The following is a 20624-nucleotide window of genomic DNA, read 5'->3' as shown; positions in this document are numbered from 1 at the left end:
GTCAGTTTCCTCCCATCAGCTGCCCAGAGTGGCGACCAGTACTGCCTTGATGGTGTGCATCCGGTTCTCCGCCTGGTCGAATACGATGGAGGCCGGGCTTTCAAAGACCTCCTCGGTCACTTCCATGGCCTCAATGGCGAACTCTGCCTGTATTTCCTTACCCACGGTGGTTTCCGTGTTGTGGAAGGCCGGCAGGCAATGCATGAATTTTGTCCGGGGATTGCCGGTTTTTTCCATCAGGGAAGCATTCACCTGATAGGGCTGCAACAGTTTAATCCGCTCGGCCCACTTTTCCTTGGGTTCGCCCATGGACACCCACACGTCGGTGTAGACGAAATCCACGCCCTTCACGGCGGCATCAATGTCTTCAGTGATCAGGATTCTGGCGCCGGTGGCACTGGCAATTGACTGGGCCTCGTTCTGAACCTCTTCTCCGGGCCAGCAGGCTTTGGGGGCACACAGGCGTACATCCATACCCATCTTGGCGCCACCAATGAGCAGGCTGTCGCCCATGTTATTCGCGGCGTCCCCGATGAAAACAAATGCCACGTCCCGCAGGGGTTTCTCCACGTTTTCCTGCATGGTCAGGAAATCCGCCAGGATCTGCGTGGGGTGGAATTCATTGGTCAGGCCATTGTAGACAGGTACACCGGCGTACTGCGCCAGTTCCTCAACAACCGCCTGGCCGAATCCCCGGTATTCGATTGCGTCATACACGCGACCCAGTACCCTGGCGGTGTCTTTGACGGATTCCTTATGGCCGATATGAGTGCCGGTCGGCCCCAGATAGGTTACCCGTGCACCCTGATCGAAGGCCGCAACCTCAAACCCCACCCGGGTGCGGGTGGAGTTTTTTTCGAAAATCAGTGCGATGTCCTTGCCCTTTAGCTGTGGCACTTCGGTGCCGGCGTATTTGGCGGTTTTCAGATCCGCGGACAGCTTGAGCAAAAAACTGATTTCCCGGGGCGTGAAATCCCGCAGGGTCAGGAAATGCCGGTTCTTGAGATTAAATGCCATGACTCTGCTCCTTCCTTGTCAGACTGCGTCCCGTATTGTCGGGCAGCTCATGCACCGTCCGCCGCCTCTGCCCCGACCCAGTTCTGCACCGGGTATCGGAAGCACTTCGATGCCAGCCGCTTCCAGGGCGGCATTGGTGTCGTCATTGCGGTCGTAGCCAATAACGACTCCCGGGCTCAGGGCCAGTACGTTATTACCATCGTTCCACTGTTCCCGTTCCCGCTCCGCGGGCGTGTCGCCACCGGTGGCGATCACCTCCAGGGAAGGGTAGCCCAGTACATCGGCAACAACCTCAAACAGCGGTCGGGGGTCCTGCTCAAACGACAGATGCTTGTCGCCCGTGCCCGGGCGCAGGTCGTAACACACCACTTCATCGGCGACCTCCTTGAAGCTGGTCACCACGTTGCCGCCACAGAACGTGAACACGGTATCGAGGTGCATGGCGGAGCGGGTTTTGGGAATCTGGCAGGCGATCACGCGCTCCGCGGTTCCGCTATCAAAGAGGGCCTTGGCCAACTGGCCGATGGCCTGGGGTGAGGAACGCTCACCCATGCCAACCAGGACCGCGCCATTGCCGACCGGCATGACGTCACCCCCTTCCAGGGTAGCCAGGGCATGGTCCTTGAGAGGGTCACCCCAATGCACGTTAACCTTGCCGGCGAATGCCGGGTGGTAACGGTAGATTGCGCTCATCAGCAATGTTTCCGGTTTGCGTGCGGCCCAGTACATGGGGTTTAGAGTGACACCGCCATAAATCCAGGCGCTGTTGTCACGGGTGAACAAAAAGTTCGGCAAGGGGGGAAGTACAAATCCGTGAGGCCCCAGGTGGTTGCCAAACAGCCCGGCCGGGTCGAAAGGCAGGTCTCCCACTTCCAGCCCGCCAATCAGGAACTCCGCCAGGGTCTGGCCCGGAAGCTCGTCCATCCAGGCGCGGAGGTCGGATACCATGCCCACGCCAATATGATTCCAGGTAATCCGGTGGTCGAGAATCCAGGCCCGTGCCTCGGGAATATCAAGCGTTTCTGCCAGCAGTTCGTTAACGTCCAGCACGTCCACGCCCCGGGCACGCATCAGCCCTGAGAATACGTCGTGGTCCTTCTGGGCCTGCTTGACCCAGAATACATCGTCAAACAGCAATGCATCGCAGTTGGAGGGAGTCAGCCTCCGATGGGCAAGTCCCGGGCGGCAGACGATGACCTGCCGGAGGGTACCGGTTTCGGAGTGAACGCCAAGAGTGTGTTCAGCCATCCCGCATGCTCCTTTGCTTGGGGTTAGAGAAACGCGCCGATACTGATGACCACACTGATAAAGACAGTGAGGATCAGCAACAGGGGCCAGATAAACGCCAGCCAACGGTCGTAGGAGACCCGGCCAATGGCGAGGCCACCAACCACCACGGCGAAGGTCGGGTTGATCAGGTTGACCAGTCCGTTGGCCGACTGGTAAGCGGTAACCACCAGATCACGACCCACGTTGGCGAAGTCCGCCAGTGGCGCCAGAATCGGCATGGACAGCACAGCAAGGCCGGATGAGGACGGCACAAAGAAACTCATGCCCACTTCCAGCCAGAACATCACGTTGATAAAGGCCAGTTCCGGCAAACCACCCAGGGTGGTTTCTGCGCTATGGAGAATGGTGTCGGCAATCATGCCCTGTTCCATGATCACCACAATGCCCCGGGCCAGGCCGACGACCAGTGCCACCCCCAGCAGATCACGGGCACCGTCGACAAAACTGCCGGTCAGCTTCTTTTCGCCCAATCGGGCGATCAGGCCGATCACGATGGCTGAACCCAGGAAAAGCGCACCCATTCTGGCCATCCACCAGCCCTGGGAGGAGACGCCCCAGATCATTACAGCAAATGTCAGTGCGAAAATAACCAGGGCGATTTTCTGGGTACCCGTCAGGGTAAAATCTTCAATCTCGTCACCACCCCGAAGAAAAATCTTGCGGTGAGCCTCTAGCTGTTTGGCAACCACGGAGCGGGATGGATCCGCCTTGACCCGCTGGGCATAGCGCATAACATACGCGGCACAAATGACCAGGCCACCCACAAGCAGAACAAATCGCAGCACGATGCCATCAGTAAAGGGAATCTCAGCGGCATTGGAGGCAATAACGGTGGCAAACGGGTTAATAGTCGACCCCAGCACTCCGATACCGGCACCTATAAGGATGATGGCAACCCCGGTGACGGCGTCATACCCTGCCGAAATGATCACTGGAATGAGAATGGCGTAGAACGCCAGTGTCTCCTCTGCCATACCGTAGGTTGTACCCCCGATCGCAAAGAGCGTCATCAGGATCGGGATCATCCAGATCTCCCGGCCCTCCAGTCGGTGCATGGCACTGCGGATGCCTGTGTCGATCGCGCCGGTAGCATTCATGACACCCAGAAAACCGCCCAGGAACAGAATGAACAGGGCAACATCAATCGCATTGGCCGCGTAACTGTCCGGGTCATAAAACCCCGCCGTTGGCGCCAGCATCACATCTACAAACCCCTGAGGGTTGGGATCTACGGTTTCATAGGTACCAGGCACGGCAACCTCGCGCCCGACCTCTTCGTTCATGACTCGCTCATACTGCCCCGCAGGAATAATCCAGGTGAGCGCTGCAACCAGAATGATCAGTAGAAACAGAATTGTATAAGCTGTGGGAAATCGAGTGGCCAGATCTTCTTCAGGATTCGATGCGGGTTGCTTCTCGTCAGTCATGTTGCCTCCCCTGGCTTCGTGATAAGACTGTCAACCACACCCAGTATAGACGCCAACGTGACTTGTACAGTCGCAATCAGGCTTTAACTTTACCGCGCAGAGCCTTGATCTTCCCCTTCTGGGTTTTTCGGTCCACCCTGCGCCGCTGTGAGCCCTTGGTCGGGCGGGTTGGCCGGCGGGCCTTCTGCTGTTTTACCGCGCCCTGGATCAGCTCCTTCAGGCGCTCGAGAGCATCTTCCTTGTTCTGCTCCAGGTTACGGAAGGATTGCGCCTTGATCACCACGATGCCGTCTTTGCTGATGCGCTGGTCGGATAACGCCATGAGCCGCTCCTTGTAAAAGGGCGGCAGGGTGGAGTGCAGGATATCGAAGCGCAGGTGAACCGCCGTGGCCACCTTGTTCACGTTCTGGCCACCGGCACCCTGGGCGCGGATCTGGGTGATCTGGATTTCCCAGTCGGCGAGTTCGACGGCGTTGGAGATTTTCAGCATGGTGTGGTGATGATGTCCGTTGGTGGTTTGAGTGTCGTGACTTTCTGCGCAGCGCAACGGGGCCAACTAGCGCCGGAACAGTCGTGGATTGCGCTCGATGAAACCGTCAATCCAGCGTTCAAGAAAGGACCTTGCATCCGGTCTTTTCAGATAACGCCATCCCAGAAAAGAGATCACGAACGCGCCAATTCCATCCACGATCAGGTCCCACATGGTATCGGTCAGGCCCGAGGGATCGCCCAGCATGGGTTTCTGCATGTTCATGCCGAAGAGCGAGTCCATGGCAAACTCGAAGATCTCCCACAGGGCACCGACACCCAGGGCAAACAGAAAGGCAAAGAACGCTACGAAGCCGGGCTTCATGTGCACATGAATCTTTTCGGTTTCGTTCATGATATGAACCAGCAGAAAGCCGATGATGCCCAGCAGGAAACCGGACATGGTGTGCAGCGCCATATCCCACCACCAGAACCGCGTGTAGTAATCCCGGATCTCTCCAAGAAATAGCGAGGCAAACACAAAGGCGATGGCGGCCAACTGCAACTCAGGCGGAATGTGAATCCGGAAGCGCCGCTCGAACAGCACCGGGAAAAAGGTGATCAGGATGATCATCCCGGTCAGGAATGCCGTGAACCAGCGTTGGCCCCAGATTGCAAAAATCGCTTCAGCCAGCAGAACCAGTTGCAGGGCGACAGTAATTCTCTGATGGGTAATTCGGATTCGCATCTGCACAAGGCTCCCGTATTCGGTGGGATTACCCTAACACAACAGGTTGCGGAAATGGCGCGTGAGCCGCTGCCCGGAGGGTGTTCCGCCGGGCCCGTCAATCAGGCTGTCGGGGGTGCAGAGATGGGTAACATCACAGACACTCGTAATCCCTGGCCTTCCGGACCGGTGCCTAGCTGGATCTCTCCACCCATGCCCCGAATCAGGGTCCGGGCGATGGCCAGTCCCAGGCCGGCTCCTCCGGTGTCGCGGCTGCGGGACTGTTCCAGTCGGTAGAACGGCTGGAACACGCGGTCCCGTTCCGCCTCCGGGATGCCCGGACCCTGATCGGTGATGGTGACGATGGCCTCTTTTTCAGAGGCTTCCAGTCTCACTTCGGCTTTTTGCCCGTACTTGACGGCGTTCTCGATCAGGTTGCGCAGAGCGCGCTTGACCGCCTCCGGCTGGCCCTGGAGAACGCATCTTGGGCTGTCTTCATAGTCTACCGCCAGACCCATTTCCCGGAGATCATCGCAGAGGCTGTCCAGCAGGGTGGCGAGGTCATATCGGCGGTGTTTCTCGGTGGTGCTGCCGCGAATGAAGTCGAGGGTGGCTTCTGCCAGGTGCTGCATTTCTTGCAGGGAATCGAGCAGCCGGTCCCGATCCTCGCCTTCAGGTAGCATTTCCACCCGCAGCCGCATGGAGGTAATGGGGGTGCGCAGATCGTGGGCCAGGGCAGCCAACAGGCGTTCCCGGTCTTCCTGGGCTCGGCCGACCTGGAGCTGCATCTGGTTGAAGGCGCGCGTCACTTCGCGAATATCCTCGGGGCCGCGCTCCGGAATCCGGATTTTTTCACCACGTCCGAAGGCATGGGCGGCCCGGCTCAGCTCGTTCACCGGTTGCAGAATGCGGCGGATCGCCAGCAGAACCGTGAGGATCAGAAGCACGGCAGTGATGCCCACACTGGTGAGGGTCGCTTTCAGCCAGAGCCAGGAAGGTGCTGGCGGTTGGGCCCGGGCGTTGAACCACTGGCCTGACGACATTGCCAGGGAAACGCCCAGGATGGGCGGGCACTCGTGGCGATCCTCCCGGTGGTCACGGCGATCGTCATCGTCGTGGTGCTCGTCCTCATCGTCGTGTTTCTCGTGGTCTTCGTGGTCATCGCCATCCGTTTCCCGGCCCGGCAAGCACTCTGCTTCATCCGCTTCCATGGCTGATCGTACCTGTTCACCGGTCAGGCCCAGTTCCGTGGCCAGTTGCCGGGTCATGGCGGAGGCTTCGTCGGCGGCCAGATGAGGTGCGGGATCGATTGAAAGCTGCAGGGATGGGCTGGAAAGTGCCCGTAGTATGCGCTCCTGACGCGCGGGATCTGTGGTGTCGAGCAGGGTGTAGGCGTCGGCTATCCGCTCCAGAACATGCTCAAGGCTGGCACTGCGCAGGGCGCCCTGGCGTTCTCCCGCCAGGATGGAGATGGTGATGATCTGCGCCGCCACCAGCACCAGAATCAGCAACAGTGCGAGCTGTCCGCCGGCACGGCGGGGCCAGAACCTCATTCTCCGGCCCCTTCCACGGTGGCGATCCACTGATAGCCACCGCCCCAGATGGTCTTGATCAGTCTGGGGTTGCGGGCATCCGGATCAATCTTCCGGCGCAGCCGGCTGACATGGTTATCGATGCTGCGGTCGAATGCATCAGCTTCCCGGCCCAGGGTCAGGTCCATCAGCTGATCCCGTGACAGCACACGACCGGCGTGCTCAAGGAACGCCAGCAGCAACTTGTACTCGGCGGTGCTCAGGGATACTTCCACGCCTTCCGGATCGACCAGCTGATGGCGGTCGACATCCAGGGTCCAGCCCTCGAAGGACAGGCGTTGCCCGGCCATGGGGCTGCGCTGGGGTGGTAATGCTGTGGTACGTCGCAGAACGGCCTTGATGCGGGCCAGAAGCTCTCGCGGATTGAAGGGTTTGGTCAGGTAGTCATCGGCGCCTATTTCCAGGCCGACAATGCGATCGGTCTCCTCGCTCATGGCGGTCAGCAGAATAACGGGCAACTCGGTGTGTTCCCGAAGGTAGCGGCAAAGGGTGAGGCCATCGTCTCCCGGCATCATGATGTCCAGCACGACCAGGTCCACAGAGTGGGCTCTCAGCTGCCGTTTCATGGCATCCCCACCGTCTGCCAGCAGCACGCGAAGGCCGTGCTCCTGCAGATAGCGGCCGACCAGGTCGCGAATGTCCCGATGGTCGTCGACTACCAGAATCGTGGGAGAAGCGCTCACTCGTTACTCCGTCTGCTTGACTGTTGCCCCGATTATAGGGGACTTGCCGGGGCACTTGGGCACGATGTTGTCAAAAATCATCGCGATTTCGGCACTTGCGACAATTTGCGACAAAGTCGGCGTATGACCGAGACAATTCTGCGACGTTTCCTTGGTGCAATGATTCCCGACCAGCAATGACATTTCGTCATGGGTTTCATCAAGCAAGGAGTTCTACCATGAAAAAAACCACCACGATTGCCGCTTTATCCGTCGCCGCTTTGCTCAGTGCCGCACCGCTTCTGGTTTCCGCGGACGACGATTACTGGGACGACGACCGTTACGAGCATCGCCGCGACGGCAAGCCCATGAACGCGGATCTCAAGCAGTACAGCACTGAGGAGATGCGCATCATGGCCTATGGTCAGGCTCTGCGCCGGTTTGGACCGGGGGTGGACGTCTCCGTGGAGGAGACCAAAGACGGTACCTATCTGGTGCAGTTGCGGGACGCCGAACAGAATCTGATCCGGGAGCAGGAGTTCAACCGTTATGGCGCACCGGCTCGTGATTCACGCCGGGACTGAGATCCAGTGGTCAGCGCGAGGGTCCTTCCGGGGCTCTCGCCGCCCTGCTGAAGGAGATTGATGATGACAGTGATGGATGCTGACAACCGATATGGAGCCGTTTCCCGTGCCGTGCACTGGATTATGGCGGTGTTGCTGTTGCTTATGCTTGCCAGTGAGGTCTGGTTCGAGGCTTTGGAAGACAGTCTCTCGGAAGCCTCATTGATGACGTGGCATCAAAGCGTGGGGCTGGCATTGCTCGGGCTCGTGCTGTTTAGAGGGTTGTGGCGATGGCTGAACCGTTCGCGCCTCACTCCACCTGCCCACTGGGCGACCATGGCGAGGTTGGGACATATCGCACTTTATGGATTGATGATTCTGATGCCGCTGTCCGGACTGGCGACGTCGTTGGGGGAAGGGGACCCCGTCACCTTCTTTGGCTGGACGCTGTTTGGCTCGGGCCCGGAGGTGGAATGGCTGGAAGAAAGCGGGGAAGACGTCCACGAGGTTCTGGCCAACGTGCTCTGGCTGATGATTGGTGTTCACGTGGCAGCAGCACTGGCGCATCAGTACCTGCTCGGTGACCGGATCCTGAAGCGTATGGCCTGACTGTCGGGTACCGGTTTCATTGACTATGCTTTGATCAGCGGTACGGGTTGCCCGGATGGCACTTGCACCCCCTGAACGAATGCATGGAGCTGGTTGTGACTGAGCGAAGAGATGTCACCGTATTTTACGATGAGCGGGTACTCAATCACGCCCCCGATGTGAATGCAGCGTTTCTTCCCGGGCGCCTGGACAAGCGCGTCCGGGCGATCCTCGCAGGCTTGAATGTGCAGTGGAAATACCCTGAGCACCCCGGGCGCATTCATGCCATCCTGGATTTGCTCAAGCGTGAGCCCGTGGAAGGTGTTCGCTTTGCATCGGGCAAAGTCGCCACACGGGAGCAGTTGGCCCGTGTTCACACCACGTCTTATCTCGATGATGTGTTTTCCCTTCGCAACAAGAATGCCTGGCTGGATGTGGATACCACGGCTGTATCTCCCGGCAGTATCGAGGCTGCCGAGGTGGCGGCGGGAACAGCTATTGCAGCGGTGGAGGCCGTGGTTTCAGGCAGTACCCGAAGCGCCTTTGCGCTGGTCAGGCCCCCCGGCCACCATGCAGAGCCGGTGCGCGCCAGAGGCTTCTGCCTGTTGAACAACGTTGCCGTTGCGGCGGCCCACGCACTGGCCGAGCTTGGCTGCGAGCGGGTGCTGATCGTTGATTGGGATGCCCACCACGGCAATGGCACTCAGGACATTTTCTGGGCCGATCCACATGTCATGCTGTTTGATATCCATCGGGCCTCACCTTTTTATCCTGGCAGTGGCAATTTGCAGGAAGTGGGTGCGGGGCTGGGCGAGGGTGCCACGGTGAACGTGCCCATGCCGGGCGGTGCGGGTGATGTGGCTTACCTCCGGGCCTTTAACGAGATCCTTGTACCGGCCGCAGAGTATTTCAAACCTGATCTCATCCTGGTGTCCGCGGGGTTCGACGTCCACTGGTACGATCTTGCGATGAATGTGTCTTTTGAGGGGTGCGCCGCCATGACCGGTGTTCTGCAGTCATTGGCAGACCGGCTGTGCGAGGGTCGGTTGGCCTTTGTCCTTGAAGGCGGTTACAACACGGAGTCACTGGCCCATGGCGTACGCTCTGTTCTGGAGGTCCTGGCCGGCGGAGCGGTTCCGGAACCCAAAGAATGTGGCATGGATGCGGTGGACGAAGCCATCGCGTTTCACCTCGGTGCGTTTACAGAGGATCCCACTGGCGATTGAGCTGTTCAGATCAGCGGACTGCGAAGCGGGTAAGGGTCATGTCCGGGGCTGCTTCCGCAGCGATGATTCCAGCTTCTTGGTGTCGGTAATATCCACCAGGGTGATGACCACGCCGTCAATGACGTTATCCAGTCGCCGGTAGGGCATGATTCTGACGGAGAACCAGCGGTCATCGGTGGTGGCAATCTGTTTTTCGCTGGCCGCAAGCGTGTTCAGCGTTTGCCGGGCATCTTCCTGGAGCTCCGGATAGCGGAGACTGGTGGTCAGGTCGCTGAGCGGGCGGCCGATGTCACTTTCGCGCAGGCTGATAATGGCGGTGGCGCGCTCGGTGTAACGCCGTACATTCAGGTCCTGATCCAGGAACAGGACAGCGATTTCGATGCTATTGAGTACATTCTGCATATCGCTCTGGGCGAGCGCGAGGTCATCCAGCTTGGTTTGCAGCTCTGTGTTAATGGTTTGCAGTTCTTCGTTCATCGACTGCATTTCTTCTTTGGATGTTGTCAGTTCCTCATTGGCGGACTGTAACTCTTCGTTGGTGGACTGTAGTTCTTCATTGGAGGCCTGCAGTTCCTCCCGGGACAGCTTGGCCTGCTGCCGCAGGCTTTCGATTTCCTGCTGATACCGCTGGATCTCGGCCGCGTAGCCCGAATCGACGGCCGGGGCCGACTTGCGGCGCCGGGATACAGCCGGGACAGGCGCATCGCGGAACACCACCATGGTCATGCCCTTCAGGGCGTCAGGCTCAGTGAAGGACTGAATGGTCACGTCCACAGCCTGGGTGCCGGAGCCGGTCTGAACCATTAGCCCGGTCAGCTCCACGGGCTCCGATTGAACCGATGCCCTTTTCAAAGCGGAATACAGTGCCTCTCTCAGTCCGTCACGGGCCATGGCGTGGATGTTCCAGTTGGCCTTGCCGGCGGCGGGTTCCAGATACTTCCCGGTGCGTCCGCTGATGTACACGATGTCAGCATCGGCATTGAGCACCACGGCGGCGGGTGTATAGACCTGCAGCAACACATGATCCGCAGCGGATTGCAGGGTGTTGATGGTCTCCGGTGGAGGGGCCTGGTTCGATGGCACGGGGTGCTCCTTGGACTGGGTGGACATGGGAGGAAACGATTCCAGCAGGAACTCCGAGTGGCGGATGGAGTCGTAGGGCTTCCTCCGGTATAGACGTATTTTCGGCTTCAGGGGAGCGAACAGGTGGGTCAGCCGGCCAACGGTTTCCGAGCTGCCCAGCATTAACAAGCCGTTCGGACAAAGGCTGTAATGAAACAGCGGCAGTATCCGGCGCTGTAGCGCCAGGTCAAAGTAAATCAGAAGGTTGCGGCAGGCAATCAGGTCCAGTTTGGTGAACGGCGGGTCCAGGATGACATCATGGCGGGCAAACAACACCTTGTCCCGTATCGATGGACGTATCTGGTAATAATTGTCGTGTTTGGTGAAAAAACGCGCCAGTCGGGCCTCGGACACGGCATCTTCAATACTGAGTGGGTATTGTCCTTTCCGCGCGATGGCAATGGCTTCCGGGCTGATGTCGGAGGCAAAAATCTGCAGGTCCGGATCCCGATCTTGCCCGGCGTGTTCCAGCGCCTCGGTAAACGCAATGGCCAGGGAATAGGCTTCTTCGCCGGTTGAGCAACCCACCACCCAGGCACGCAGCGTGTGTTCAGGCGATTGTCCGGCGAGCAACTCGGGCAGGCCCTCTTCGATCAGGTAGTTCCAGGTGTCAGGGTCCCGGAAGAACTGGGTGACGCCGATCAACAGTTCCCGGAATAACAGCTGCACTTCCTGATTGTTGGCGGCCAGGAAGCGGGTGTAATCGGCCAGATCCGAAATGCGATGGATGGCCATGCGTCGCTCAATCCGGCGGTTCAGAGACGTGGGCTTGTAGAGCGAAAAGTCATGTCCTGTTTGTTCTCGCAGCAAGCGGAGAATCGGGGCGAGTCGTTTCAGCGAGGCGTGTGCGGGGTGGCTATACTCCGGACCTTGATCAGGCTCGGGAACGCGCCGGACGCAAGCCAGTATGCGAGCCGGTAATTCGCCGGCAGGTGCTACGATATCGGCGCAGCCGGCGGCAATCGCGCTTTTGGGCATGGCATCGAACTGGGCCGATCCGGGCGTCTGCACCGCTGACAGTCCCCCGGTGGCCTTGATGGCCTGAAGGCCGAGGGTGCCATCGGAGCCCATGCCGGAGAGTACGACGGCTATGGCCTGCTCGTTCTGTGCGCTGGCCAGGGATGAGAACAGCACGTTGATGGGGAGGCGCAAGCCGCGAGGTTCCGCCGGCTGGTTCAGCTTCAGGGTGTCATCCAGCACCCGCAACTCCCGGTTTGGCGGGATGACATAAATGGAATTCGCGCAAACGGGCATGTTCTGTTCGGCTTCATACACCGGCATTTCGGTATAGCGTTGCAGGAGTTCCGGCAATAGTGCTTTCTGGGTGGGGTCCAGATGCTGCACCACCAGAAACGCCATGCCGGTATTGCAAGGAGTATTCCGGAAGAAGTCTTCGAGGGATGCCAGGCCGCCTGCGGAGGCGCCAATGCCAACAATGCGCATCAGGGATTGACAGGGGTTGTCGTGGCTTCGGTCAGTATCATCAGAATGCTGTCTCCGCCGGCGGCGGGCCTTGCTCTGATGGTCACCCGACTGTGATTCGGGAGCTCAACCGAACCTTTTGCCGTATCCTGGCTGCCCGACTCCTGCTCCCCGGAGCTTTTCAACAGTGCGTTCACCGCACCCTCCTGGCCAGGCACCAGAAGCGAGCTCAGTGCCTTACCGGCCAGTGTCCCGGCGGATTCGCCGAAAAGCACGCCCGCAGTCTGATTGCCTTCAATAATCACGCCGTCGTTGGCAATGATCAGATAAGCCACGGGAGCAAGTTCATAGAGCGACTTGTAATGGCCCAGCTCCTCTGTGATTTCATGTTCATTGGCTTGAAGTTGCTCAAAAAGAATATCCAGCTCCACCTGATAGGTTTGGAGCTCATGGAGCAATTTAAGGGCATCGGCCGCGGATTCGGGAGTGCTCGCCCGCTGGTATAGCAATTGTAATGCATCCACGCTGAGTGTGCCGCCGCGGTTGGGTGGCGCGACTCCATGGTCGATCAGGTCCCTGGCGCTGCGGCGCAGCCGTTCATAGCGCTCGGCATTCGGGTATTCGCGGGTGTCGGCCATAGTACCTCCCTGACGTTGCCTCAAAAACAGACTTCTGCGTTGCGTCAATTGAGTCTACTCCACCTCGAGACACCCGAATAGCAAGCGTTGGCTGTTTTGCCAGGGAGGTGGTCTTGTGTGCGCTAGCGAACGGACGCTGTCCGGGCCGGGCTCTAGTGTGGAGGAAAAGGGGCATTGTCGGGCCGTTCTGGCTTGGCAGTGCGCGGGCTCTTGACCTGGGCTCGGGCAGCTCCGTGGCATAAGGAGCCATGCTATGACGATGCACGTAATTCGTCGGGCCGCCGAACGTATCGGCCTGTTCACCATCCTGTTTCTCGCAGCACTGACCCTGGCCGCCTGTGCGTCTGCGCCGTTACCGCCGACTGAGTCTTTGAACATGGCCAGGGATGCCATTACCAGTGCCGAGCAAGCCGAAGCTCGTCGCTACGCTGCCGCTGAACTGGAAGAGGCAAACCGGCATCTTGTGGCCGCCAATGAAGCCGTCGCGGCGGAGCGCATGACCGAAGCCGATCGCCTGGCGAAGCAGGCCAGAATTGCCGCAGAGCTGGCAGTCGCGAGAACGGAAGCGGCGAAAGCCGCGGAAATCAATCGCGAAATGGAACGAGGTGCTGAGGCTCTTGAAGCAGAGATGCAGCGTCAGGGAGATCCGCAATGACTATCCTATCCTTTTTGAAACCGGTTCCAGGCGCGAAAACTGGTGCCGCCGTATTGCTTTCCTCGGTGCTCCTGACCGCATGTGCCATGTCTCCGACCAGCCCTGATGGCTCGGAAGATGTGCGCGCCAAGTTGACCGAACTGCAACAGAACCCCGATATGACGACCTATGCCCGCGTTGAATTGCGGGATGCGGAAGCAGCAGTGCAGCTTGCCGAACAACCGCTGGATGACGACGAGGCGGCATTGGCGGCGCACCGGATTTACATGGCCGACCGGATGATCGAAATTGCCCGGGCCAAAGGCGAGACCAGGCTGATGGAGGCCGAACGGGAACTGTTGGGCGAACAGCGCGATGCGGCCAGGCTGGCGGCACGAACCCTCGAGGCGGACCGCGCACACGCCGAGGTCAGCTCACAGGCAGAAGCTGCTGCCCTGTCAGCCCGGGAAGCCGAGGAGCTGCAACGGCAGATTGACACCCTTGAGGCCGAAGCAACCGAGCGGGGGCTGGTCCTGACCCTGGGTGATGTTCTGTTTGCCACTGGCAGTGCGGAGATTCAGGGCGGGACTAATCAGAATCTGGAAAAACTGGTGGACTTCCTCAAGGAGTACTCCGATCGCCAGGTGTTGATCGAGGGCCATACGGACAACGTGGGCAGTGCCGTCTTCAATCAGACACTGTCACGCCAGCGGGCCGAGTCGGTCCAGCGGTTTCTGATTAACCGTGATATCGACAGTCGCAGACTGACGGTATCGGGGTTTGGTTTTGAGCGCCCTGTTGCCAGTAATGACACTGCACTGGGTCGCCAGCAAAATCGGCGAGTTGAAGTCGTTATCGAAAACAGGGAGTAGAGGTATGCTGCGATATCGCGACTTCTTTCCGCTGGCGGCGGACAGGCAGGCCGACGCCGGCAAGGATATTTCGCTGAGCGATACCTTGCCACTGGGTATTCTGGTGACAGACCGCGAGGGCAAATGCCTCTACAGCAATGCGGCCTATCAGAAGCTCTGTGGCTGGACCGGCGATGAGTTGATCGGCTCGCACTGGAGCGCGGTCATTCACCCGCAGGACCATGGCAAGGTTGTCCGGCACTGGGATGCAGCGGTGCTGGGCCACCAGTCCTTCCTGTGTGAGGCGCGGTTGAAGCGTTCGAACGGAGAGGTTGTCTGGACCCGCCGTAATGCCGCCCTGCTGGCGGATACCATGCCCGGCCACGGATACGTGCATACGGTAGAAGATATCAGCACCTACAAAACCCATGAGCGAGCTCGGAAAAAGGCCGAGGAGCAGCTATTTGAGGAAAAGGAGCGGGCACAGGTCACCCTCGACTCCATCGGAGATGCGGTGTTAAGCACTGATATCGATGGACGCGTATCCTACATGAATGTCGTGGCGGAGACCTTGACCGGATTCAGCCGCCAGGAGGCCATCGGGCGACCACTGAGTGAGATCTTTCAGGTATTGGACGCAAATTCCCACAAGCCCATGGCCGATCCCGCGCGGCGAGCGATTCAGTCGGACAGCATTGTGGCTCTGGAAGCGAATGCGCTGTTGGTTGCCAGAGACGGCGTGGAGCTTGCGATCGAAGACTCGGCGGCCCCCATTCACAATCGTTACGGCGTGGTTATCGGAGCGGTGATTGTGTTCCATGACGCCCGCTTTTCCCGGGAAACCACCGCCCGCATGGCGTACCTGGCGCAGCATGACGCTCTGACCAACCTGCATAACCGCAACGCCTTTTATGAGCGATATGAGCAGTCTCTGGCGCTGGCCCGGCGGCACGGCCAACAGATGGCCCTGCTGTTTATTGATCTTGATAATTTCAAGGGTATCAATGACGTTCTTGGCCATGAGAGCGGTGACATGATCCTGATCGCACTGGCTGGCAAACTGAAGGCGTGTGTGAGAGCGACGGATACGGTCTGCCGCTATGGTGGGGACGAGTTTGTGGTGTTGTTGGGCGAAATCGCCGAACCCGATCATGCCTTTGCCGTTGCCGATAAAATTCGGGAAGCCGCTGCGGCCCCTATGGTGATCGGTGGGCATGATGTGTCGCTGCAGCTCAGCATCGGCGTCAGCGTCTATCCTGACAACGGGGAGACCGCCGATGAGCTTCTGAAAAAAGCAGATACGGCCATGTACCGGGTCAAGATCCTGAATCGGCGCCCCGTCGCCGAGCACTTGCCCCCGGTCTCGGCGGGTCGACAACGACCGATCTAATACCTGGGGTTTTGAGAGGCCAGACGGTCGGTTTCCCGCTTGACCACGGCATAGCATTCACAGCAAAGCTCTTCGAGTCCGGACCGGTCAATTACGGTTATGTGACCGCGATGATATTCGATAATGCCCAGTTTCTGAAGCTTGCTGGCGGCTTCGGTGACCCCTTCGCGACGGACGCCCAGCATGTTGGCAATCAGCTCCTGAGTCATCGTCAGATGGTTGTCTGACAGGCGATCAAGAGATAACAGCAGCCAGCGACACAGTTGCTGCTCGATAGTGTGGTGGCGGTTACACACTGCCGTCTGGGACATCTGGGTTATCAGCGCCTGGGTGTAGCGCAGGGTTAATACCCTCACGTCAGGATTATTGTCGAACTCAACCTTGAGGTCCGGCGCGGGCATTCGGTAAGCGAACCCCTTGCTTTGCACAACCGTTCGGCTGGGAGTGCTGTCTCCGCCCATGAATACTGCGATACCAGCCATACCCTCGTTTCCTACCACCGAGATTTCGGCGGACGAGCCGTTGATCATGACGTAAAGCAGCGAAATGATGCAGTTGGTTGGAAAATAGACAAACTCAATGTGCTGGCCGGATTCATAAATGACCTCACCCAGGTTCAGTTCTACCAGTTTGAGCCGGGGAAAAATACGTGCTTTGGCGCTCTCCGGCAGGGCGGCCAGCAAGTGGTTCTGCTCGGGGGCGGCAGGAGTGTCGTTCATGGTCGCCTTCCTGGCAGAGCTGTTGTTGATTGTAGCCTTATGAAGCTAGCACAAAATGATCATTCTGGCTGAATCAAATTCGAGTGGAGCCGGGATAATAGGCTGCAATTCATCCCCCGTGCTTTTTTGCTAGTATCGCGGGCAAATCCGAATGCACCTGTCGAATCTCCCGGAGACCATAACCCGTGAAATATCCGCTTCTCGTTGCTATTGCCGCCACCACTCTTTTGTCGGGCTGCCAGACCTCCACTTACATGTCTTCCGCCGCAACCGACGGTGACGGTGTCACCTGCAACGAAATCTACCAGGCCTTCGATGCCTACAGTCAGGACAGACAATCCGCCAGTGCCTGGGCGCAACTGAGCAGCCTGATCAGCCCGACGGCCAGCAATTACGCCGAGATGGGTGTGAACACTGCGTCGAAGTACTACGATCAGATCAGGGCCAGTGCGAACCTGGCGCTCTCAATGCGTGGTTGTCAGCCAATCAGTCGGTGAGAACCGTGAGCGCATAAGGATCGCCTGGCAAGGAGGGCCGCATGAGCCAGAAGCTTGCCAGTTACAAGAGAAAAAGGGATTTCCGTGAAACCGGCGAGCCATCCGGTAACGGTGGCTCGGCCCGGACTACGCCGATCTTTGTTATCCAGAAACACGATGCCAGCACCCTGCATTATGACTTTCGCCTGAACATTGGCGGTGTCCTCAAATCCTGGGCGGTGCCCAAGGGGCTGTCCACCGCCGCTGGCGAGAAGCGTCTGGCTATTCGGACGGAGGATCATCCTCTGGAGTATGCGGACTTTGAGGGTGTCATCCCCGAGGGTCACTACGGTGCCGGTACGGTGATGGTCTGGGACCGGGGCGAGTTCTCTTCTCTGGAGCAGGACGGTGACGATTCGGGCGCCCTGGAAAGGCACCTTGAGTCAGGCAAGCTCAAGATAAACATTGCTGGAGAAAAGCTTCAGGGTGGCTACTCGCTGGTAAGAATGGAAACGGGGGAAACCGGGGAGCAGTGGCTGATCATCAAGATGGATGATGACCAGGCAGACGCCAGGCGCAATCCCGTTTCCACTGAGCCGGATTCGGTAATCAGTGGCCGATCGCTCAAGGAAATTGCCAGGGATGAAGGGGAGACGGGCCATGCAGATAAGTCATCCCGATAAGCTGATTTTTCCGGATTCCGGGATTAACAAGCGCGATCTGGTTGATTATTTCCGGAAAATAGCGCCAATCATGCTGCCCCATCTCAGGGGGCGACCGCTGACCCTCAGGTCCTTTCCCGAGGGTATCGGTGCAGAAGGCTTTTTTCTGAAACACGCGCCAGAGCATTTCCCGTCCCACGTGGAACGCCTTGAAGTTCCCATGCGCAGCAAGGATCAGAAAACCATGCTGATGGTCACCGCGGATAAGGCGAATGACCTGACCTACTTCGCCAACCAGAACGTGGTGGAACTTCATCTTGCATTGTCCCTGGGGGAGGCTCTCGATCGACCTGACCAGATGGTTTTTGACTTGGACCCTTCCGATAATGATTTCGAGAAGGTGCGCGAGCTGGCGCTTGGGCTCAAGTCGCTCCTGGATCAGCGGGATTTGCCGTCCTTCGTGAAGACCACCGGTTCCCGTGGTGTGCATGTCCACGTGCCCCTGCGTCCGGAAGAAACCTTTGAACGGGTAAAACCGGTGGTGCAGCAGCTCGCTGAGGAACTCCTGGCCCGCTGCCCGGACATTGCAACCATGGAGCACCGCAAGGAGAAGCGGGGGAACAGGGTGTTTATCGATTACCTGCGCAATGATTACGGTATGACGGCTATCGCCCCATACTCCTTGCGGGCTGTCGACGGAGCGCCGGTCGCGACCCCGATCTCATGGTCAGAACTCAAGGACAAGAAGACCGGACCGCAAAGCTGGGGGCTGGCCAACGTATTCCGTCGGCTCGGGGCAAAAAAAGACCCGTGGCAGAACTTCAAACGGCATCGGGTGAGTTTGCCGCATGCCTGAGTGCAGGTAATTTTTGCCGGGAGGGCGAAGAATGGACTACACGGATGACGTAAAACGACTCTGGAGCCACCACGATCTTGGCAGCGGCGATGCCCGATATCCGGCCATCATTCGCTATGCCACCATGGCCGCCTCCAGCCACAACACCCAGCCCTGGCAGTTCCGGATAGAGCCGGGCCGGGTATGGATCCTTCCGGATCTGTCACGGCGATGTCCGGCTGTGGACCCGGATGACCACCACCTATATGCAAGTCTTGGCTGTGCCCTCGAGAACCTGCTCCAGGCCGGGCGGGCATCTGGTCTGGAAGGGCGTCCCGAATACGACCCTTCGACGACTGGAGTGAAGGTTGAATTTGAGGAAACGGCCCCTGTCCGGACAGCTCTCTTCGAGGCGATTCCGGAGCGGCAATGCAGTCGGGTTGAGTTCGACGGCGAACCCCTGACAGAACGGGAAACCGAGCTCCTGACGCAAGCAGGCACTGGTGACGGTGTTTCGGTTCTGCTCATCGACAAAGAGGCGCAGAAAGAGCAGATTGCCCGCTATGTGGCCGAAGGAAACCGGGCCCAGTTTGCGGATGGTGCCTGGGCCGCTGAACTGAAATCCTGGATTCGTTTCAGCGCTGACGAGGCGGCACGTAACGGCGATGGTCTGTACGGTCCGGTAATGGGCAGCCCCTCGGTGCCCCGATGGCTGGGATTGCTGGCAATGAAGTTCGGGTTTTCGGCAAAGGCCCAGAACCGCAAGGACTTCCGGAATATCCACAGCTCCTCTGCGATTGCGGTTTTCTACTCGGAGCATGATGACGAACGTCACTGGATTGAAGCGGGGCGGTGCTATGAACGTCTGGCCCTGCAGGCCGCGGCCCTGGGGCTGCGCACGGCGTTTATTAATCAACCGGTGGAGGTTGCTGCAATCAGGCCGGAGTTTGCGCGCTTTCTGGGTATTGGTGACCGGCGGCCGGACCTGGTGGTGAGGATCGGCCACGGTCCGGAAACCCCCCGATCATTGCGCCGTCCGGTAGAGCAGGTGCTGGTCTGATGGTCAGGTTGCCGGGGCCATCTCGCGCGCGACCGCACCGGGCGCACCTGCGGCCAGGATAACGGCACCGGTCGAGCATACCAGCATGCTGGCCACGATCGGCAGCAGGGCGTCGCCACCGAACAGCGACGACAGGGCGCTGATGCCGCCGGCGATGGTGAACTGGGAGGCACCCAACAGGGCGGCTGCGGTCCCACCGAGATGCGGGAAGTATTCCAGGGCATTGGCCATGTTGTTGGGAACGATGCCGCCCTGGCAACCGATAGCAGCGATGATGCAGGCGGCGACCAGCCAGAACGGGCCCTCCAACACGACGACCGCCACCAGTGCCACCAGCGCGGCAAACTGCATCGCCACCTGTATCCGCAGCAGAACGACCGATGAGAAGCGTCTCAGCAGTGGCCGGTTGATCAGGTTGAGAATCGCCATCACGGCGATATTGGAGGCGAACAGGATGGCAAACATGCCATTGGAGAGGCCGAACCACTCCTGGTAGATAAACGAGGAGTGGGTAATGAATAGCAGCATGGTGCTGAAGCACAGCACCTGGATCCCCACGAAGCGCATGGTGGTCCGGTGGCGGAGTACCAGCAGGTAGTTGGTAACCAGCGTTCGTACCGGTGTGGTCGCCGGTGGCCTCGGTTGCAGTTTGGGGAACAGCGCCACATTCAGCGCGAACACCAGAAACACGGCGTACCCGGCCAGCACCAGGAATATGCTGTGCCAGTCACCCAGGGCCAGCATCAGGGCGCCCATGGAGGGTGCCGCTGCAGGCGCGATAAACATGATCAGACCAATGAGGCCGAACAGCCGCGCCGCTTCCTGCCCGCCAACCTGGTCCCGGACAATGGCGGGAACAGAAACCGCACAGAAAGCTCCGCCAACGCCCTGAATCACCCGCCAGAGCACCATGTTTGAGAGTGAATCGGCCAGCGAGACCATCACGGCTGCGCCCGCAAAAATGGCCAGCCCACCCACCAGAATCGGGCGCCGGCCATAGCGATCAGACAGCGGGCCGCCGACCAGTTGAGCCAGCCCCAGGGTTGCCACATAGGCGCTGAGGGTCAGGCCCACCTCGCTGTGGGCAATGCCGAGACTGTCGGCGATGCTGGGGAATGCCGGCAGATAGGCGTCCAGCGCCAGAGGCCCGAGGGCCACGGTCATTCCGAGTAGTAACGCTAGCTGAAAATGGGACAAAACCTACCTCCTTGGGAAGGTAGAAAGCTAATAATAATTATCATCTGATGCAATGAGC

21 protein-coding genes are annotated in these 20624 nt (G+C 59.1%); 10 read left to right on the top strand and 11 right to left on the bottom strand.

Annotation, left to right across the window (positions count from 1 at the left end; all coding sequences use genetic code 11):
- Positions 1–15 precede the first annotated feature (15 nt).
- The 7 genes from ACQUTG_RS01620 to ACQUTG_RS01590 form a co-directional block, all read right to left on the bottom strand.
- Complete coding sequence (locus ACQUTG_RS01620; protein ID WP_428917731.1) at positions 16–1017, bottom strand: ornithine carbamoyltransferase; 1002 nt, start codon at positions 1015–1017, stop codon at positions 16–18.
- Positions 1018–1035: 18 nt separating this feature from the next.
- Positions 1036–2265, bottom strand: a complete 1230-nt coding sequence (locus tag ACQUTG_RS01615) for an arginine deiminase (protein WP_428917730.1) — start codon at positions 2263–2265, stop codon at positions 1036–1038.
- 23 nt (positions 2266–2288) lie between these two features.
- Positions 2289–3734: a YfcC family protein gene (locus tag ACQUTG_RS01610; RefSeq protein ID WP_428917729.1), complete on the bottom strand. Its 1446-nt coding sequence runs from the start codon at positions 3732–3734 to the stop codon at positions 2289–2291.
- 76 nt (positions 3735–3810) lie between these two features.
- Positions 3811–4224 (bottom strand): alternative ribosome rescue aminoacyl-tRNA hydrolase ArfB, encoded by a 414-nt coding sequence (gene arfB / locus ACQUTG_RS01605; protein WP_113862437.1) that lies wholly within the window; start codon positions 4222–4224, stop codon positions 3811–3813.
- Positions 4225–4290: 66 nt separating this feature from the next.
- A complete protein-coding gene (locus ACQUTG_RS01600) occupies positions 4291–4950 on the bottom strand; it encodes a hypothetical protein (RefSeq protein WP_428917728.1) in 660 nt (219 codons plus the stop codon).
- Between the two features lie 101 nt (positions 4951–5051).
- The gene (locus tag ACQUTG_RS01595) at positions 5052–6482 is read right to left on the bottom strand and encodes a sensor histidine kinase (RefSeq protein WP_428917727.1); all 1431 of its coding nucleotides are present in this window, start codon (positions 6480–6482) and stop codon (positions 5052–5054) included.
- Positions 6479–7204 (bottom strand): response regulator, encoded by a 726-nt coding sequence (locus ACQUTG_RS01590; RefSeq protein ID WP_428917726.1) that lies wholly within the window; start codon positions 7202–7204, stop codon positions 6479–6481. The genes ACQUTG_RS01595 and ACQUTG_RS01590 overlap by 4 nt, the downstream gene beginning before the upstream one ends.
- Before the next feature lie 218 nt (positions 7205–7422).
- Here ACQUTG_RS01590 and ACQUTG_RS01585 point away from each other — a divergent pair, with 218 nt between their 5' ends.
- The 3 genes from ACQUTG_RS01585 (at position 7423) to ACQUTG_RS01575 (ending at position 9560) form a co-directional block, all read left to right on the top strand.
- Positions 7423–7767: a hypothetical protein gene (locus tag ACQUTG_RS01585; RefSeq protein ID WP_428917725.1), complete on the top strand. Its 345-nt coding sequence runs from the start codon at positions 7423–7425 to the stop codon at positions 7765–7767.
- Positions 7768–7830: 63 nt separating this feature from the next.
- Positions 7831–8355: a cytochrome b gene (locus ACQUTG_RS01580; RefSeq protein WP_428917724.1), complete on the top strand. Its 525-nt coding sequence runs from the start codon at positions 7831–7833 to the stop codon at positions 8353–8355.
- Positions 8356–8438: 83 nt separating this feature from the next.
- On the top strand, positions 8439–9560 hold the full coding sequence (locus tag ACQUTG_RS01575; RefSeq protein ID WP_428918441.1) for a histone deacetylase family protein: 1122 nt from the start codon (positions 8439–8441) through the stop codon (positions 9558–9560).
- Between the two features lie 36 nt (positions 9561–9596).
- Here ACQUTG_RS01575 and ACQUTG_RS01570 read toward each other — a convergent pair whose 3' ends face one another.
- The gene (locus tag ACQUTG_RS01570) at positions 9597–12125 is read right to left on the bottom strand and encodes a chemotaxis protein CheB (RefSeq protein WP_428917723.1); all 2529 of its coding nucleotides are present in this window, start codon (positions 12123–12125) and stop codon (positions 9597–9599) included.
- Positions 12125–12742, bottom strand: coding sequence for a PAS domain S-box protein (locus ACQUTG_RS01565; protein WP_428917722.1), 618 nt, complete (start codon positions 12740–12742; stop codon positions 12125–12127). The genes ACQUTG_RS01570 and ACQUTG_RS01565 overlap by 1 nt, the downstream gene beginning before the upstream one ends.
- Before the next feature lie 253 nt (positions 12743–12995).
- Here ACQUTG_RS01565 and ACQUTG_RS01560 point away from each other — a divergent pair, with 253 nt between their 5' ends.
- From ACQUTG_RS01560 to ACQUTG_RS01550, 3 genes are read left to right on the top strand one after another with little or no spacing between them, the layout of a single operon-like run.
- Positions 12996–13397 (top strand): DUF4398 domain-containing protein, encoded by a 402-nt coding sequence (locus ACQUTG_RS01560; RefSeq protein WP_428917721.1) that lies wholly within the window; start codon positions 12996–12998, stop codon positions 13395–13397.
- A complete protein-coding gene (locus ACQUTG_RS01555) occupies positions 13394–14248 on the top strand; it encodes an OmpA family protein (protein ID WP_428917720.1) in 855 nt (284 codons plus the stop codon). The genes ACQUTG_RS01560 and ACQUTG_RS01555 overlap by 4 nt, the downstream gene beginning before the upstream one ends.
- A gap of 4 nt (positions 14249–14252) precedes the next feature.
- Positions 14253–15617, top strand: coding sequence for a diguanylate cyclase domain-containing protein (locus tag ACQUTG_RS01550; RefSeq protein ID WP_428917719.1), 1365 nt, complete (start codon positions 14253–14255; stop codon positions 15615–15617).
- Here the strand turns inward: ACQUTG_RS01550 and ACQUTG_RS01545 are convergent.
- Positions 15614–16336 carry a Crp/Fnr family transcriptional regulator gene (locus ACQUTG_RS01545; RefSeq protein ID WP_428917718.1) on the bottom strand — a complete coding sequence of 241 codons (723 nt, stop codon included), beginning with the start codon at positions 16334–16336 and terminating at the stop codon, positions 15614–15616. The genes ACQUTG_RS01550 and ACQUTG_RS01545 overlap by 4 nt on opposite strands.
- A 185-nt stretch (positions 16337–16521) precedes the next feature.
- Between ACQUTG_RS01545 and ACQUTG_RS01540 the strand changes: the two genes are divergently transcribed.
- From ACQUTG_RS01540 to ACQUTG_RS01525, 4 genes are read left to right on the top strand one after another with little or no spacing between them, the layout of a single operon-like run.
- Complete coding sequence (locus ACQUTG_RS01540; RefSeq protein WP_428917717.1) at positions 16522–16833, top strand: hypothetical protein; 312 nt, start codon at positions 16522–16524, stop codon at positions 16831–16833.
- Positions 16834–16874: 41 nt separating this feature from the next.
- Positions 16875–17495, top strand: a complete 621-nt coding sequence (locus ACQUTG_RS01535; RefSeq protein ID WP_428917716.1) for a DNA polymerase ligase N-terminal domain-containing protein — start codon at positions 16875–16877, stop codon at positions 17493–17495.
- Positions 17473–18330 carry a non-homologous end-joining DNA ligase gene (gene ligD, locus ACQUTG_RS01530; protein ID WP_428917715.1) on the top strand — a complete coding sequence of 286 codons (858 nt, stop codon included), beginning with the start codon at positions 17473–17475 and terminating at the stop codon, positions 18328–18330. The genes ACQUTG_RS01535 and ligD overlap by 23 nt, the downstream gene beginning before the upstream one ends.
- Positions 18331–18361: 31 nt before the next feature.
- Positions 18362–19369, top strand: coding sequence for an Acg family FMN-binding oxidoreductase (locus tag ACQUTG_RS01525; protein WP_428917714.1), 1008 nt, complete (start codon positions 18362–18364; stop codon positions 19367–19369).
- Positions 19370–19372: 3 nt separating this feature from the next.
- Here ACQUTG_RS01525 and ACQUTG_RS01520 read toward each other — a convergent pair whose 3' ends face one another.
- Complete coding sequence (locus ACQUTG_RS01520) at positions 19373–20566, bottom strand: multidrug effflux MFS transporter (RefSeq protein ID WP_428917713.1); 1194 nt, start codon at positions 20564–20566, stop codon at positions 19373–19375.
- Positions 20567–20624: the final 58 nt, after the last annotated feature.

Source organism: Marinobacter sp. DUT-1, assembly GCF_050379415.1.
GTDB lineage: Bacteria > Pseudomonadota > Gammaproteobacteria > Pseudomonadales > Oleiphilaceae > Marinobacter.
The sequence above is the reverse complement of the archived record's forward strand: the minus strand, read 5'-3'. Positions and strand labels throughout refer to the sequence as shown.

Bases quoted from the DNA above. Each gene is read 5' to 3' on its own strand.
- ACQUTG_RS01560 (WP_428917721.1), top strand. From the start codon at position 12,996: ATGACGATGCACGTAATTCGTCGGGCCGCCGAACGTATCGGCCTGTTC.
- ACQUTG_RS01550 (WP_428917719.1), top strand. From the start codon at position 14,253: ATGCTGCGATATCGCGACTTCTTTCCGCTGGCGGCGGACAGGCAGGCC.
- ACQUTG_RS01535 (WP_428917716.1), top strand. From the start codon at position 16,875: ATGAGCCAGAAGCTTGCCAGTTACAAGAGAAAAAGGGATTTCCGTGAA.
- ACQUTG_RS01610 (WP_428917729.1), bottom strand. From the start codon at position 3,734: ATGACTGACGAGAAGCAACCCGCATCGAATCCTGAAGAAGATCTGGCC.
- ACQUTG_RS01525 (WP_428917714.1), top strand. From the start codon at position 18,362: ATGGACTACACGGATGACGTAAAACGACTCTGGAGCCACCACGATCTT.
- ACQUTG_RS01555 (WP_428917720.1), top strand. From the start codon at position 13,394: ATGACTATCCTATCCTTTTTGAAACCGGTTCCAGGCGCGAAAACTGGT.
- ACQUTG_RS01595 (WP_428917727.1), bottom strand. From the start codon at position 6,482: ATGAGGTTCTGGCCCCGCCGTGCCGGCGGACAGCTCGCACTGTTGCTG.
- ACQUTG_RS01570 (WP_428917723.1), bottom strand. From the start codon at position 12,125: ATGCGCATTGTTGGCATTGGCGCCTCCGCAGGCGGCCTGGCATCCCTC.
- arfB (WP_113862437.1), bottom strand. From the start codon at position 4,224: ATGCTGAAAATCTCCAACGCCGTCGAACTCGCCGACTGGGAAATCCAG.
- ACQUTG_RS01615 (WP_428917730.1), bottom strand. From the start codon at position 2,265: ATGGCTGAACACACTCTTGGCGTTCACTCCGAAACCGGTACCCTCCGG.
- ACQUTG_RS01580 (WP_428917724.1), top strand. From the start codon at position 7,831: ATGACAGTGATGGATGCTGACAACCGATATGGAGCCGTTTCCCGTGCC.
- ACQUTG_RS01575 (WP_428918441.1), top strand. From the start codon at position 8,439: ATGGAGCTGGTTGTGACTGAGCGAAGAGATGTCACCGTATTTTACGAT.
- ACQUTG_RS01565 (WP_428917722.1), bottom strand. From the start codon at position 12,742: ATGGCCGACACCCGCGAATACCCGAATGCCGAGCGCTATGAACGGCTG.
- ACQUTG_RS01585 (WP_428917725.1), top strand. From the start codon at position 7,423: ATGAAAAAAACCACCACGATTGCCGCTTTATCCGTCGCCGCTTTGCTC.
- ACQUTG_RS01545 (WP_428917718.1), bottom strand. From the start codon at position 16,336: ATGAACGACACTCCTGCCGCCCCCGAGCAGAACCACTTGCTGGCCGCC.
- ACQUTG_RS01600 (WP_428917728.1), bottom strand. From the start codon at position 4,950: ATGCGAATCCGAATTACCCATCAGAGAATTACTGTCGCCCTGCAACTG.
- ACQUTG_RS01620 (WP_428917731.1), bottom strand. From the start codon at position 1,017: ATGGCATTTAATCTCAAGAACCGGCATTTCCTGACCCTGCGGGATTTC.
- ligD (WP_428917715.1), top strand. From the start codon at position 17,473: ATGCAGATAAGTCATCCCGATAAGCTGATTTTTCCGGATTCCGGGATT.